12 protein-coding genes are annotated in these 12,817 nt (G+C 63.3%); 8 read left to right on the top strand and 4 right to left on the bottom strand.

What is annotated here, in order from left to right:
• The first annotated feature begins 1 nt into the window (after position 1).
• The 3 genes from RE4_RS06590 to RE4_RS06580 all read left to right on the top strand — a co-directional run bounded on the left by RE4_RS06590 (position 2) and on the right by RE4_RS06580 (position 3,918).
• The gene (locus RE4_RS06590) at positions 2 to 1,405 is read left to right on the top strand and encodes a gamma-aminobutyraldehyde dehydrogenase (RefSeq protein ID WP_060938224.1); all 1,404 of its coding nucleotides are present in this window, start codon (positions 2 to 4) and stop codon (positions 1,403 to 1,405) included.
• A gap of 90 nt (positions 1,406 to 1,495) precedes the next feature.
• Positions 1,496 to 2,395: a universal stress protein gene (locus RE4_RS06585; protein WP_020970346.1), complete on the top strand. Its 900-nt coding sequence runs from the start codon at positions 1,496 to 1,498 to the stop codon at positions 2,393 to 2,395.
• Positions 2,392 to 3,918: an APC family permease gene (locus RE4_RS06580; protein ID WP_007727566.1), complete on the top strand. Its 1,527-nt coding sequence runs from the start codon at positions 2,392 to 2,394 to the stop codon at positions 3,916 to 3,918. The genes RE4_RS06585 and RE4_RS06580 overlap by 4 nt, the downstream gene beginning before the upstream one ends.
• Here the strand turns inward: RE4_RS06580 and RE4_RS06575 are convergent.
• Positions 3,915 to 4,532 (bottom strand): TetR/AcrR family transcriptional regulator C-terminal domain-containing protein, encoded by a 618-nt coding sequence (locus RE4_RS06575; RefSeq protein ID WP_019744741.1) that lies wholly within the window; start codon positions 4,530 to 4,532, stop codon positions 3,915 to 3,917. The genes RE4_RS06580 and RE4_RS06575 overlap by 4 nt on opposite strands.
• Before the next feature lie 149 nt (positions 4,533 to 4,681).
• Between RE4_RS06575 and RE4_RS06570 the strand changes: the two genes are divergently transcribed.
• Together RE4_RS06570 and RE4_RS06565 are read left to right on the top strand one after the other, a co-directional pair.
• On the top strand, positions 4,682 to 5,629 hold the full coding sequence (locus RE4_RS06570; RefSeq protein WP_041815132.1) for a nitrilase-related carbon-nitrogen hydrolase: 948 nt from the start codon (positions 4,682 to 4,684) through the stop codon (positions 5,627 to 5,629).
• Positions 5,626 to 6,651, top strand: a complete 1,026-nt coding sequence (locus RE4_RS06565) for an agmatine deiminase family protein (protein WP_020908638.1) — start codon at positions 5,626 to 5,628, stop codon at positions 6,649 to 6,651. Before RE4_RS06570 ends, RE4_RS06565 begins: the two co-directional genes overlap by 4 nt.
• 11 nt (positions 6,652 to 6,662) lie before the next feature.
• On the opposite strand, the gene RE4_RS06560 is transcribed toward RE4_RS06565, so the two are convergent.
• From RE4_RS06560 to RE4_RS06550, 3 genes are read right to left on the bottom strand one after another with little or no spacing between them, the layout of a single operon-like run.
• On the bottom strand, positions 6,663 to 8,600 hold the full coding sequence (locus tag RE4_RS06560) for a vWA domain-containing protein (RefSeq protein WP_060938223.1): 1,938 nt from the start codon (positions 8,598 to 8,600) through the stop codon (positions 6,663 to 6,665).
• A 9-nt stretch (positions 8,601 to 8,609) separates the two neighbouring features.
• Positions 8,610 to 9,986 (bottom strand): ATP-binding protein, encoded by a 1,377-nt coding sequence (locus RE4_RS06555; protein WP_127160012.1) that lies wholly within the window; start codon positions 9,984 to 9,986, stop codon positions 8,610 to 8,612.
• A 54-nt stretch (positions 9,987 to 10,040) separates the two neighbouring features.
• The gene (locus RE4_RS06550; protein ID WP_007727590.1) at positions 10,041 to 10,457 is read right to left on the bottom strand and encodes a VOC family protein; all 417 of its coding nucleotides are present in this window, start codon (positions 10,455 to 10,457) and stop codon (positions 10,041 to 10,043) included.
• Positions 10,458 to 10,542: 85 nt separating this feature from the next.
• On the opposite strand from RE4_RS06550, the gene RE4_RS06545 reads away from it, so the two are divergent.
• The 3 genes from RE4_RS06545 (at position 10,543) to RE4_RS06535 (ending at position 12,784) form a co-directional block, all read left to right on the top strand.
• Positions 10,543 to 11,115 carry a DUF4126 domain-containing protein gene (locus tag RE4_RS06545; protein WP_060938222.1) on the top strand — a complete coding sequence of 191 codons (573 nt, stop codon included), beginning with the start codon at positions 10,543 to 10,545 and terminating at the stop codon, positions 11,113 to 11,115.
• A 27-nt stretch (positions 11,116 to 11,142) separates the two neighbouring features.
• Positions 11,143 to 12,114 carry an alpha/beta hydrolase family protein gene (locus RE4_RS06540; protein ID WP_060938221.1) on the top strand — a complete coding sequence of 324 codons (972 nt, stop codon included), beginning with the start codon at positions 11,143 to 11,145 and terminating at the stop codon, positions 12,112 to 12,114.
• A 448-nt stretch (positions 12,115 to 12,562) separates the two neighbouring features.
• Positions 12,563 to 12,784 carry a hypothetical protein gene (locus tag RE4_RS06535; protein WP_003946391.1) on the top strand — a complete coding sequence of 74 codons (222 nt, stop codon included), beginning with the start codon at positions 12,563 to 12,565 and terminating at the stop codon, positions 12,782 to 12,784.
• Positions 12,785 to 12,817 lie beyond the last annotated feature (33 nt).

The raw sequence follows: 12,817 nt of genomic DNA, 5'->3' as shown, positions 1-12,817 counted from the left end.
CATCAACGGTGAATTCGTCGCCTCGGCCGCGACGGAAACACTCGACCTGATCAACCCCGTGGACGAGAGTGTGGTCGGGCGTACGCCGGTCTCCACCAAGGAAGACGTCGACGCCGCCGTCGAAGCAGCACAGCGCGCATTCGAGACCTGGGGTAAGACGACACCAAGCGTGCGGCAGGCCGCACTCCTCAAACTCGCCGACGCCATCGAAGCGCACAGCGACGAAATCGTCGCAGCCGAAAGCGCCAACACCGGCCAGGCCCACCAGATGATCGCCGACGAAGAGGTCAAGGTCGGAGCCGATCAGATGCGGTTCTTCGCCGGGGCCGCACGACTTCTCGAGGGCAAGGCGGCCGGAGAGTACATGGAGGGTTTCACCTCCTACGTCCGTCGTGAGCCGATCGGCGTCGTCGGTCAGGTCACTCCCTGGAACTACCCGTTCATGATGGCGCTGTGGAAGATCGGGCCCGCCCTCGCGGCCGGCAACACGATCGTCCTCAAGCCCAGCGACACCACACCGGGCAGCACGCTGGTCCTGGCGAAGCTCTCGAAGGGCATCCTGCCGGACGGCGTGTTCAACGTCGTGCTCGGCAACGGCGGAACCGGCGCGACGTTGGTGGAGAACCCGGCCCTCGGTCTCGTCTCGATCACCGGTTCGGTGCGGGCGGGCATCGCTGTCGCCGTGTCCGCAGCGCAGCAACTCAAGCGCGCGCACCTCGAACTGGGCGGCAAAGCGCCGGCGATCGTCTTCAGCGACGTCGACATCGAGAAGACCGCCACCGGCATTGCCGAGGCAGCGTTCTTCAACGGTGGCCAAGATTGCACCGCGGCCACTCGCGTGATCGTTCACGAGTCCATCCACGATCAGCTCGTCGAAGCCCTCGTCCGGAACGCCGAGAAGCTGCGCCCCGGCGCGCCTTCCGATCCTGATGCTTTCTACGGCCCGCTCAACAACATCAACCACTTCAACGCCGTGAGCGACAAGATCGCGAACCTGCCGGCGTCGGCCAAGATCGTTACCGGCGGAAAGCGTTCGGGCGAAACCGGATTCTTCTTCGAGCCGACCGTCATCACCGGCGTCGCGCAATCGGACGACATCGTGCAGGAAGAGACTTTCGGTCCCATCCTCACCGTCCAGAGCTTCTCCGACGAGAAGGAGGCGATCACGCTTGCCAACGACGTTCGGTTCGGCCTGGCCTCGAGCATCTGGACCAAGGATCACGGTGTCACGCAACGCGTCTCCGCCGCTCTCGACTTCGGTGCGGTGTGGATCAACTGCCACATCCCACTCGTTGCCGAGATGCCGCACGGCGGCTTCAAGTACTCCGGCTACGGCAAAGATCTCTCGGCATACGGAGTCGAGGACTACACCCGCCTCAAGCACGTCATGAGTTCGCACGACTGAGTTGCCGCCCCTCTTGCTGTGCGCCTTTATCAACCCCCCGCGGTTAATAAAGGCGCACAGCAGATTCCTCCAATCCGGAAAAGAGCCACCATGCGCCTTATCGTCGGATACCTCGCCACACCCAGCGGTAAAGACGGGCTGGTCCTCGGGGCCCAGCTCGCGCGCAGTCTCGGCGCGCAACTCGACATCTGCATGGTCCTCCCACCGGATCGGACACTGCCGGCCAAGGTTCCCTCGGAAGCCGGCTACGACGACATTCTCGCCGCACGTGCACACGACTGGCTCGCCGAGGCGAAAGCATCGGTGCCCGAGGACATCCAGGTGGAAGTACACCTGAGCTTCCACGAGTCGTTTGCTCAGGGCCTGCTCGACGAGGTTGACCGACTGAGCGCGCTGGCGATCGTGGTGGGAGCTTCCGGCGACGGTCTGCTCGGCCGTCACGCGATAGGTTCGGTCTCGACCGAACTGCTGCACTCCGCCCACGTCCCGGTAGCACTGGCGCCTCGGGGAACGCGGCATTCGGCGGCTACCGCAATACGAGAGGTCACCTGCGCGCTCGGTACCCGCGTCGGCGCCGACGTCGTCTTGAACACCGCCGTACGTACCAGTGAACTGATGCAGGTTCCGCTGCGACTGGTCTCGCTCGTGGCACTCGACCCCCAGAACGATCTGCGCGATCACCGCGACACCGCCGAGTCCGCCAGGGAGCGTGCACGAAATCACGCTCAGGACACGCTTGATATCGCAAGAGCGGCGCTCCCCGCCGAGTTCCCCATCGAGGTCATCATCGCCGACGGTTCAACAGTGGAATCCGCAGTGCGTCAACTCGACTGGCAGGACGGCGACCTCGTGATGGTCGGTTCCAGTCGTCTCGCACAGCCCCGCAAACTCTTCCTGGGCTCCACCGCCGCCAAGATGCTGCGCGTGCTGCCCGTTCCCATGGTCGTAGTGCCCAAGCACGAATTCACCCAGCCGGAGGCACTGTCATGACCAGCACCGAACTGAGTTCCAAAGGCCTCGCCACCGGCAAGATCGGCATGATCTCCGGTGCCGTACTCGGAATCTCCTCCGTGGCACCGGGTTACACCCTGACCGCCAGCATCGGATTGATCGTCGCCGCGGTCGGCCTCAAGATGCCCGCCATCTTCATCGCCGGCTTCATCCCGATGTTCCTCACTGCGTACGCGTACCGTGAACTGAACTCGGACACTCCTGATTGCGGGGCGTCGTTCACGTGGTCCACCAAGGCATTCGGGCCGTACGTCGGTTGGATGTGCGGCTGGGGCATGGTGATCGCCACCATCATCGTGCTCTCGAACCTTGCTGCCATTGCCGTCGACTTCTTCTATCTGTTCATCGCGCGGGTGGTCGACAATCCGTCGATCGCCGATCTGCCGGGCAACAAATTTGTCAATGTCGGCACCACACTCGTCTTCATCGCCCTGGCCACGTGGATAGCGAGTAGAGGAATCACCACCAGCGAGCGCGTGCAGTTCGCGCTCGTCGGCTTCCAGATGGTGCTGCTGGTCGTCTTCGCCGTCGTTGCACTGGTTCACGTTGGCGCCGGCGATGCCCCGGCCGGATTGTCCTTCGACCTGAGTTGGTTCAACCCGTTCAGCGGACTCGCCATCGGTGCGTTTGTCATCGGACTCACCGGATCGATCTTCGCGTTCTGGGGCTGGGATACCTGTCTCACGCTGGGCGAGGAGTCGAAGAACCCCAAGAAGACCCCGGGCCGCGCCGGTTTGCTCTGTGTCGCAACCATTCTCCTGACCTACCTGCTGGTCGCCGTTGCCGCGATGATGTACGCCGGCGTCGGCGAGGAAGGCCTCGGTCTCGGCAATCCCGACAACTCCGAGAACGTCTTCGGCGCTCTGGCCGACCCGGTCCTGGGCAACTGGGGCGGAATGCTCCTCTTCCTCGCAGTCTTCGTCTCTTCCGTTGCGAGCCTGCAGACCACGTTCCTGCCCGCCGCACGAACCATGCTCGCCATGGGCGCATACGGAGCTTTCCCCAAGAAGCTCGCCGAGGTCTCGCCTCGATTCCTGGTGCCGTCGTACGCCACCGTCGTGGCCGGCGCGGTGACGGCAGTGTTCTACAGCGTCGTCACATTCCTCTCCGAAAGTGCGCTGCTCGACACGATCGCCGCACTCGGCATCATGATCTGCTGGTACTACGGCATCACGGCATTCGCGTGCGTGTGGTACTTCCGCAAGACGCTCTTCGAAAGCGTACGAAACTTCGTCTTCCGGCTCGCGTTCCCACTCATCGGTGGTCTCATGCTGCTTGCGGTGTTCGTCATTTCGGTCCAGGAGAGTATGAATCCGGACAACGCCAGCGGAGCATCCATCGGCGGCATCGGCCTGGTCTTCTTCCTCGGCTTCGGAATCCTCATCCTCGGCGCGGTACTGATGATGGTCATGCGAGTGCGCAATCCCGAGTTCTTCGAGGGCAAGACCCTCAACCGCGACACGGAGGCTCTGCGCGACGAGAACGACCTCAGCGTGTCCTAGGAGACAGTAGGTTCGGGGGCCTGCGCGATCAGGCCCGCCATCAATACACGCAAGCCGAATTCGAAGGCGGCGTCGGCACGTTCGGGATTTTTCCCGGATGTTGCCAACGCCGCCTTCATCGCGTCGTTAGCCTCGGGCCCCGACGCCCACTGGACATCTGGCGCCGCCAGATCCAACGCCGAACCGAGAACAAAACTGTCGACGGTTGTGATTGCGTGCAGCGTTTGAGCCGGGTCGAAGCCACCATCGGCGAATGCCTGCGCCAACGCGTTGTACAGGGTGAACGCCACACCGGCCTGCACCGTCTGGGCGGTGAAGAGCGGAATCAGGCGAGGATGTGCTGCGTAGCTTCGCCGGTACTCGGCTGCCAGCGCAGAGACGGTCTCGCTCCAGGATCCCGAGGCCGACTCCACGTCGATTCCCGCCATCAGCTGAGCCCTCATCAGTTCGACGATCTCGGCCCGTCCGGAAACGTGGTTGTAGAGCGACGACGGTCGCACCTTCAGTCGTGCGGCGAGTCCCGGCATGGTGAAGTCGCCGGATTCGTCCACCGACTCGATCGCTGCCTCGGTGATGATCGCCGGTGAGAGCAGTCGTTGCGATGGCCGCGGCATATGTCCTCCTGTAATGATCCACACCGTTCGGGGCGCCGCAAAAAACAATTCCTCGAAAGTCCTTGATCAATCAGCGCTCACCCACCATACTTAACGAATCACATTCGTTTTACGTTGAACGTCGAATACCCGAGCACCGAGGAAACCCCATGCTGACGATCACCGCCCTCACCCCACCCGAGTCTCTGGCCGCGACTACGCCGTCCACGTCCACACCTCTGCGTGTAGGTCTCGTGCAACATCGCTGGCACGAGGACCAAGACGACCTCTACACCGAATTGAGCGAGGGCATTGCGTCCGCAGCGAAGCTGGGCGCTTCCGTGGTCTTTCTTCCGGAGCTGACGCTCAGCCGCTACCCCGCCTCCACCCCGGCCGGCGACAATCCCGGACGCGAAGCGGAAGACCTGCTCACCGGACCCACTCTCGCCTTCGCCGCCAAAGCCGCCGCCGAGAACCAGGTCCTCGTCCACGCATCGCTGTACGAGCGCAGTGAGGCCGAGGACGGACTGGGGTTCAACACCGCGATCCTCGTCTCGCCCGAAGGTGAGCTTCTCGCCAGAACCCGCAAGCTCCACATTCCGGTGACGGCCGGATACTACGAGGACACGTACTTCCGCGGCGGTCCGGCGCAGGACGCATACCCCGTCCACGAGGCACTCGGCGCGAAGTTCGGCCTCCCGACATGCTGGGACGAGTGGTTCCCGGAGGTCGCACGTGCATACTCCCTCGCCGGTGCCCAGGTTCTGGTGTACCCGACGGCGATCGGCTCCGAGCCCGATCACCCGAACTTCGACACCCAACCGCTGTGGCAGCAGGTGATCGTCGGAAACGGTATCGCCAACGGCACCTTCATGGTTGTTCCCAATCGCCACGGCAGTGAAGGTCTCATCACCTTCTACGGTTCTTCCTTCATCTCGGATCCGTACGGACGCATCCTCGTTCAGGCTCCCCGCGACGAATCAGCAGTGCTGGTCGCCGATCTCGATCTTCGGCAACGTGAAGACTGGCTTGCGCTGTTCCCGTTCCTGTCCACTCGCCGACCCGACACCTACTCGGCCCTGACCGCACCGGTGAACACTGCAGGAGCCAACCGATGACCTGGCGCATGCCCGCGGAAAGTGAACCGCACGAACGTACCTGGATGGCGTACCCCAGCGCCGGATACTCCCTCGGCGACACCGCCGAGGAACAGCACGAAGCGCGCTCGACGTGGGCGGCCGTCGCCCACGCCGTCGCCGAATTCGAGCCGGTCACCGTCGTCGTCGATCCCGCCGAAGTCGAAGAAGCACGAAAGTATCTGTCCGAGAAGGTCGACATCGTCGAGGCGCCTCTCAACGACGCGTGGATGCGCGACATCGGGCCGACGTTCGTCCTGTCCGACGAAGGCCGTCTCGGCGGAGTCGACTGGGTGTTCAACGGCTGGGGCGCACAGGGGTGGGCGCAGTGGGACAAGGACTCGAAGATCGGCGCATTTGTCGTCGAACAATCCGGTGCCCAGTTGATCGACTCACCAATCGTCAACGAGGGCGGCGGTATTCAGGTCGACGGTCTCGGCACCGTCTTGGTCACCGAAACCGTCCAACTCGATCCGGGGCGCAATCCCGACCTGACGAAGGCCGACATCGAGGCCGAACTCGCCCGCACGATCGGCGCCAAGCACGTGATCTGGCTTCCCCGCGGGTTGACTCGCGATCAGGAGACCTATGGAACGCGCGGACACGTCGACATCGTCGCTGCCATCTCTTCCCCCGGAGTGGTACTCGTCCATGACCAACGCAATCCGGTGCACCCCGACTACGCCGTCAGCAAGACGATCATCGAGTTGTTCGAAAGCTCGACGGACGTCGGCGGCCGGCCGTGGAAGGTAATTCGGGTGCCTGCACCCGAAATCCTGCGCGACGACGAGGGATTCGTCGACTACAGCTACATCAACCATCTCGTGGTCAACCGTGGAGTGATCGCCTGCAGCTTCGACGATCCTGCCGACGCCGAAGCAGCCCGGATCCTGTCAGCCGCTTACCCCGGACGCACTGTCGTCACCGTCGACGCCAGACCGCTGTTCGAACGTGGCGGCGGCATCCACTGCATCACCCAGCACCAGCCCGCTGAACAAGACTGACGGCGGGAGAATTAACGGCGACCTCGCATGTAGTCACTCACAACGGCTGCGCCGAGGCCGTCCAGGTCCGGCGCGATGACGCGTCCACCCACCCGGTGCGCCATCCGGTCGACCACCCTGGCCAGACCTGGATCCTCACCGAGGCGGAAGAACGTGACCTTGGCGCCCAGCCTGGCCACGGCGTCGAGTGCTCGAACCGTCAAACCGAGGGTTCGCGCACTCGGCGGGTAGTCGAACCTGGCTTCTCCGTCCGCTTCGAGATGAGCCGTCGGCTCACCGTCGGTGACGATCAACACCACCGGCTGCGCATTGGAATGGCGTCGAAGGTGTCTGGCCGCCAACAACAGTGCGTGGTGCAGGTTGGTTCCCTGGTCCCACGCGCCGTCCAAACCGGCGAGCTCCGACGGGCTCAGTACGTGCGCGTGGCGTCCGAAGGCGATCAACTGCAGCTCGTCGCTGCGAAACCTCGTGCTCACCAGATGATTGAGTGCCAGAGCGGTGCGCTTCATCGGCACCCAGCGATCCTCCATCACCATCGAGAACGACGTGTCCACCAACAGAGCCACAGCAGCCTGACTACGCTGTTCGGTTTCGGCCACCTCGACATCGACGACGCTCAGCCGCACCGGCATTCGGCCCGGGTCACGTAGGACGGCGTTGGTGACGGTTCTCGTGACGTCCCACGGTTCGGTGTCCCCGAACTCCCATTCGCGGGAAGCTCCGGTCGGTTCGCCCATCGCACCTGCCCGACGCGTATCGCGTTGACCGGTTCGCGACGACAGTTGCCCGGCGACGTCACGCAGAGCGGTCTGTCCGAGCTGTCGCATGGCTTTGGGCGACAAGCGCCATTGACCGTCTGGTGCGCGATCGAAGAAACCCTGTTCCTGCAAAGCCTTTTCGAGATCGGCCAGAGTGCGAGCATCAGCGGCGGCTTCGTCGCCGAGTTGCCGCGCGAGTAGCTCGGGGTCGATGTCGTCGAGCGCTGCGCCGGCATACTGCTGCGACAGTTGATCTGCCAGCGATTCCAGCTCGGCGATGTCCTGCAGGGCACCGGTCCCCTCACCCAACCCCATTCCGTTGTCGCCGCGGAACTGTTGCGAACCTTCCCAGTCCTCACCCGGCCGAGCCGCCTGAAGGAACTGGTCGAGTTGACTCAGCTCACTCATCAGGCTCGGATCGCCGAACGCCTGCTGCGCCAACGCATCCAACTCGTCACGCTGCTCCTGCGAGAGCGAGTTACGCAATCGTTGTGCGGCCGCCGCGCGCTGCGCCAACGAATCCAGAAGTTCGTCGACGTTGCGCGGGTTGTCCGGGAAATACTGCCCGTGATTGTCCATGAACTCCGCAAACTGCTCCGGAGTGTCGACGCCCCGAGAGTGCGCATCGAGCAGTTGATTCAGATCTGCCAGCATCTGGCGAATCTGCTCACGATCCTCGTCGGTAGCGCCCTCGAGTGCCTGCTTCATTCCCGAGAAGCGTTGATCGAGGACCTCACGTCCGAGCAGATCACGAATCTTCTCGTAATCCGCGCGAGCCTGTTCGCTGCGCCAGTTGTAGTCGGCCAGATCTTGCACGGCCTGAGCTGTCGACGGTGGCAACTCCTCGATCCGCATTTCGTTGAATCGTGCGTCGTCGTCGAGAGCACGTGCCAGTTCTTTGCGCTCTTCGAGCACCGCCTTGTCGAGAAGCTTACGAACCTCGTCGAGCGTTCCGTCGAGATTGTTGCGGCGTAGCAACTCACGTCGACGCCGGTTCGCCTGGGCAGCAAGGTCGTCGAGCCCGCGCATGTCTCGGTTTCCGCGGCGCAGGAGTTCCCGGAGGGCATGGCGCGGCGACGTGCCTGACAACACGTCGTCGCCGATTGCTGCCAAGGCATCGCGCAGATCTACCGGAGGCGCCAGCGGATCGGGACCACCGTCGTACGGCCCGTACCGCGGATTGTGGATCATCACTGCCCCTTACGAATACACCGAGCGGCCGCCCGGGCCTTGATCTTTGGAGATCCGGCGCGCGAGGTAAAGCCCTTCGAGGGCAAGTTCGGCACCGGCAGCACGCTCGCCGTCGGATTGCGCGCCGAGGCGTTCGGCTACTTCGTCCAGGACCTCGAGGTCCGGAAGCTCGTCGAGAAACGCCTTGGCCGTGACAGATTCACCGGTGACGATCGTATTGCCCGTCTCCACAGCAGCAACCAACATCCCGAGGTCGATTCCGCCGAGTCGTATCCGAACCGTATCGGCGGTCGCGCGACGCAGCAGGTGCTCGAGCACCTCCAGTTCCCGTCCCTCTTCACCGGATTCGAACTCGACCTTGCCGCGAAGAACCTCGACCACGGACTCGAGATCGACGGGCCGTGCAACAGGATCGGCCTCGCCGAGCACCGCCGCGCGTCGTACCGCCGCTGCACTGACGGTTTCCGCGCCGGCGACGGCAAATCGTGCCGACACACCCGATCGCTGATCCACCGAGGTGGATTCGCGTAGCAAGCGCGTGAACCTGGCAAGAATTTCGAGAAGGTAGTCAGGCACCTCCGCGGCCAGGTGCGCCTCCTGCTCGATCACCGCGATCTCGCCCGCCAACTCGACGGGGTAGTGGGTGCGGATTTCGGCGCCGAAGCGGTCCTTGAGCGGTGTGATGATGCGCCCGCGGTTGGTGTAGTCCTCAGGATTTGCGCTCGCGACCAGAAGGACGTCCAACGGAAGCCGAAGCGTGTACCCGCGGACCTGGATGTCCCGCTCTTCCATCACGTTGAGCAACGAGACCTGGATGCGCTCGGCGAGGTCGGGAAGCTCGTTGATGGCCACGATTCCGCGATGCGCGCGGGGCACGAGACCGAAGTGAATGGTCTCCGGATCGCCGAGGCTCCTACCCTCGGCCACCTTGACCGGGTCGACGTCTCCGATCAGGTCGGCGACCGAGGTGTCCGGCGTTGCCAGTTTCTCGGAGTACCGCTCGCTGCGGTGTCGCCAGGCGATCGGGAGGTCGTCACCCAGTTCCTTGGCTCGACGTATCGAAGCCGGTGTGATCGGCTCGTACGGGTGCTCCCCCAGTTCCGAGCCTTCGATGACGGGCGTCCACTCGTCGAGCAGGAGCCCGAGAGTGCGAAGCAACCTCGTCTTTCCTTGACCTCGTTCGCCGAGCAGAACCACGTCGTGGCCGGCGATCAGCGCCCGCTCGAGTTGCGGGGCGACCGTGTCCTCGAACCCGACTATCCCGGGCCAGGGGTCACGGCCGTCCCGCAACGCGGCGAGAAGGTTCTCTCGTAGTTCTTCCTTGACACTTCGCTGTACGTGTCCGGAGGCGCGTAGCTCTCCGAGGGTTTTTGCGACAGTCACCACTCCACGCTACGAGTGTTTGCGGGGTTTCGCCTCTCGCCGAGGAAGTTCGGTCGCTCAGCCCTCGATGTTCTCGGGATTCATCCAGATGATTTCCCAGATGTGGCCGTCGGGATCCTGGAAGCTGCGGCTGTACATGAAACCGTGATCCTGCGTCGCGTTTCCTTCGGAACCGCCGGTCGCGAGTGCCTTGTCGACGAGGGCGTCGACGGCCTCACGGGTCTCGGCCGAGAGACCGAGCAGCGCTTCCGTCGACGTCGAGGTGTCGGCGATGCCCTTGGTGGTGAAGGTCTTGAAGAAGGGCTCGGCCAACAGCATCACGACGATGGTGTCACTGATGACCATCGACGACGCATTCTCGTCGGAGAACTGCGTGTTCTTGGAGTATCCGAGGCCCTCGTAGAAGGTGGTGGCCTTGCCGAGGTCCTTGACGGGCAGGTTGAGGAAGAACATCGGCTGCGGGTTTGTCGCCATGAAAGGTCCTTTCCGAGACTTTGCTGTGCGCCCTTATTAACCGCCGGCGGTTAATAAAGGCGCACAGTAGACCTAAACTCCACCCATGGATACCTGGGTGTTGCCCGCCATGCTCGGTCTCGGACTCGCCGCAGCGTCCGGAATGCGAACCTTCCTGCCGCTGCTGATGCTCAGCGCTGCCGTCCACTTCGAACTGTTCGGAATCACCGTCGGCGAGTCGATGCGGTGGGTCGGATCCACCGGCGCGCTGGTGGCATTGGCAATAGCCGCGGTGGTCGAACTGGGTGCCGACCTCATTCCCTTCGTGGACAACGCACTCTCGGTGATCGGGAACGTCACCGGACCCATCGCCGGAGTGATCGCGGCCTGGGCGGCCTTCAGCCATCTCGACCCTGCGATGGCCGCGTTGGCGGGCATCATCGTCGGAGCGCCGACGGCGCTGACATTCAGCGCCGCCCAGACAGGCACTCGCGCGGTCAGTACGGCCACTACCGGTGGACTGGCGAATCCCGTCGTCTCCGTCATCGAGGATGTGCTGACTTTCTTCACCTCCATGATCGCGATGATCTTGCCGCTCCTGATCATTCCGCTGCTCGCCGCACTCTTGTGGTTCAGCTGGCGCGGATGGCGACGTGTCCGGAGTCTGCGCACCGCCTGAACCTGTGGACCTGGTAGACAAGTCGTCATGTCCGACACCGAGATCTCGTTCCAATCCGGCGACGTCACCCTGTACGGGAGTCTTCGCCTGGCAGCCTCACCCGACTCCTCGGCGCCGGCCGCGCTGATTCTGGCCGGCAGTGGCCCCACCGATCGCAACGGCGACAGCGCACTCCTCGAAGGCGACATCGGAACTCTGCGGTTCATCGCGGATCTTCTTGAAAATCAAGGCATTTCAAGCCTACGTTACGACAAGCTCGGCAGCGGCGAAACCGCCCTCGGCGACTACGAGATCGAGGACATCGCCGATCTCGGCTTCAACACATTCGTCGACGCCGCCTCCGACGGACTTGACTACCTCGCCGGACAACCCGGCGTCGATCCCGAGCGCTTGTTCGTCGTCGGACACAGCGACGGCGCCGTCGTCGCGCTGGCACTTGCCACGGCGAAAGAGGGCACAAGAGTCAGCGCCCTCGCACTGCTCGAGCCACTGAGTGTCCGGCTTCTCGATCTACTCACGACGCAGATTCACCGCCAGCTCGACGCCGTCGTCGGCGCCGGACAGTTGCCGGTCGAACTGGCTGACGAACTGCGCGTCGCGCTCGCCGACGCCGTCGAGTCTCTTCGATCCGAGGGCACGGTTCCGGATGATCTACCCGAACCGCTGCAGAACGCGGGACTCGTTCACGCCAATGCCAAGGCACTCGCCGAGGAAGACGCGCTGGACCCGGTTGCGCTCGTAGCGGCGCTGCCGGCAGGCATGCCCGTTCTCACCAGCTGCTCGGACAAGGACATCCAAGTAATTCCCTCCGACGTCGCGGCACTCGACGCCGCGCTCTCACATACCGCGCTGACTTCAGTGCGGATGCGCAACGCCAACTTCGTACTCAAGGACATCGGCGAAGAACAGTCCACCGGGGCCGACTACGTCGCGCCGCTTCCGTACTCGGCAGAGTTCTCGGAGCCCTTCACAGCGTGGGTCCGCTCGTTCTCCAAATGACGTACAGACCGAACGTCCTCTTTTTCGGGTAGAAAGTTCCCTCCGCGAACCATCGCGGAGGGACTTCTGCTTTCTACGCCTGACCTGCAACAAAGGCTCTCTCAATCCAGCGAACCCGGGGACAGAAGTCACCCGGAGTTTACGTTCGCGGCGCTTTTTATTGGTGCGAACCCTCGATCCGTGCTGTACGGTCATCCATTAACCAGCAACGCCACACAGAAAGGAACGGACGTCATGTCGCTACACCCGAACTTTGCATCCGTACCTTCGTGGCGCAGCTGCACCGCAGGCAAGCACATTTTTTCGGCCGCAATGTCGGCCAAGCACATGGGCAACAAGCGCGGTGTACCCCGAGAATGATCCCCAGTTTCACCGGATTCGTTCTCGGGCACCCAGGGCAAACGCCTCGGGTGCCTTTTCTTTTACCTTTCACACGCAGGAGCACCAGATGAAACTTCGAGTCAACCAACTGTCCATCGCGCCGCCGTATGTCGATCTGCCCGGTGACCTCACCGGATACGCCGTCACCCTGGATCTTTCGCACTCCGATGCTGCCCACGAAGCCACCCTCGGCGCACTGATCAGCGAGATCCGCAGTCGCGGAGCCTCACGCGTGGTCATCACCGGCTCACCCCGCGAACTCCAGGGCACCCACAGCAGCGCAGCCTGAAAGAACCGGGCCGGCCTGAATGCAGAACGGGCC

It is taken from the genome of Rhodococcus erythropolis NBRC 15567 (assembly GCF_001552595.1).
Classification (GTDB): Bacteria; Actinomycetota; Actinomycetes; order Mycobacteriales; family Mycobacteriaceae; genus Rhodococcus_F; species Rhodococcus_F erythropolis.
This window is presented reverse-complemented; position numbering and strand designations above follow the sequence as displayed.

What these genes read in the sequence shown, in the direction of transcription:
- RE4_RS06550 (WP_007727590.1), bottom strand. Translation starts at nt 10,457, where the DNA reads ATGGCGACAAACCCGCAGCCGATGTTCTTCCTCAACCTGCCCGTCAAG.
- RE4_RS06545 (WP_060938222.1), top strand. Translation starts at nt 10,543, where the DNA reads ATGGATACCTGGGTGTTGCCCGCCATGCTCGGTCTCGGACTCGCCGCA.
- RE4_RS06535 (WP_003946391.1), top strand. Translation starts at nt 12,563, where the DNA reads ATGAAACTTCGAGTCAACCAACTGTCCATCGCGCCGCCGTATGTCGAT.
- RE4_RS06580 (WP_007727566.1), top strand. Translation starts at nt 2,392, where the DNA reads ATGACCAGCACCGAACTGAGTTCCAAAGGCCTCGCCACCGGCAAGATC.
- RE4_RS06540 (WP_060938221.1), top strand. Translation starts at nt 11,143, where the DNA reads ATGTCCGACACCGAGATCTCGTTCCAATCCGGCGACGTCACCCTGTAC.
- RE4_RS06570 (WP_041815132.1), top strand. Translation starts at nt 4,682, where the DNA reads ATGCTGACGATCACCGCCCTCACCCCACCCGAGTCTCTGGCCGCGACT.
- RE4_RS06585 (WP_020970346.1), top strand. Translation starts at nt 1,496, where the DNA reads ATGCGCCTTATCGTCGGATACCTCGCCACACCCAGCGGTAAAGACGGG.
- RE4_RS06565 (WP_020908638.1), top strand. Translation starts at nt 5,626, where the DNA reads ATGACCTGGCGCATGCCCGCGGAAAGTGAACCGCACGAACGTACCTGG.
- RE4_RS06575 (WP_019744741.1), bottom strand. Translation starts at nt 4,532, where the DNA reads ATGCCGCGGCCATCGCAACGACTGCTCTCACCGGCGATCATCACCGAG.
- RE4_RS06560 (WP_060938223.1), bottom strand. Translation starts at nt 8,600, where the DNA reads ATGATCCACAATCCGCGGTACGGGCCGTACGACGGTGGTCCCGATCCG.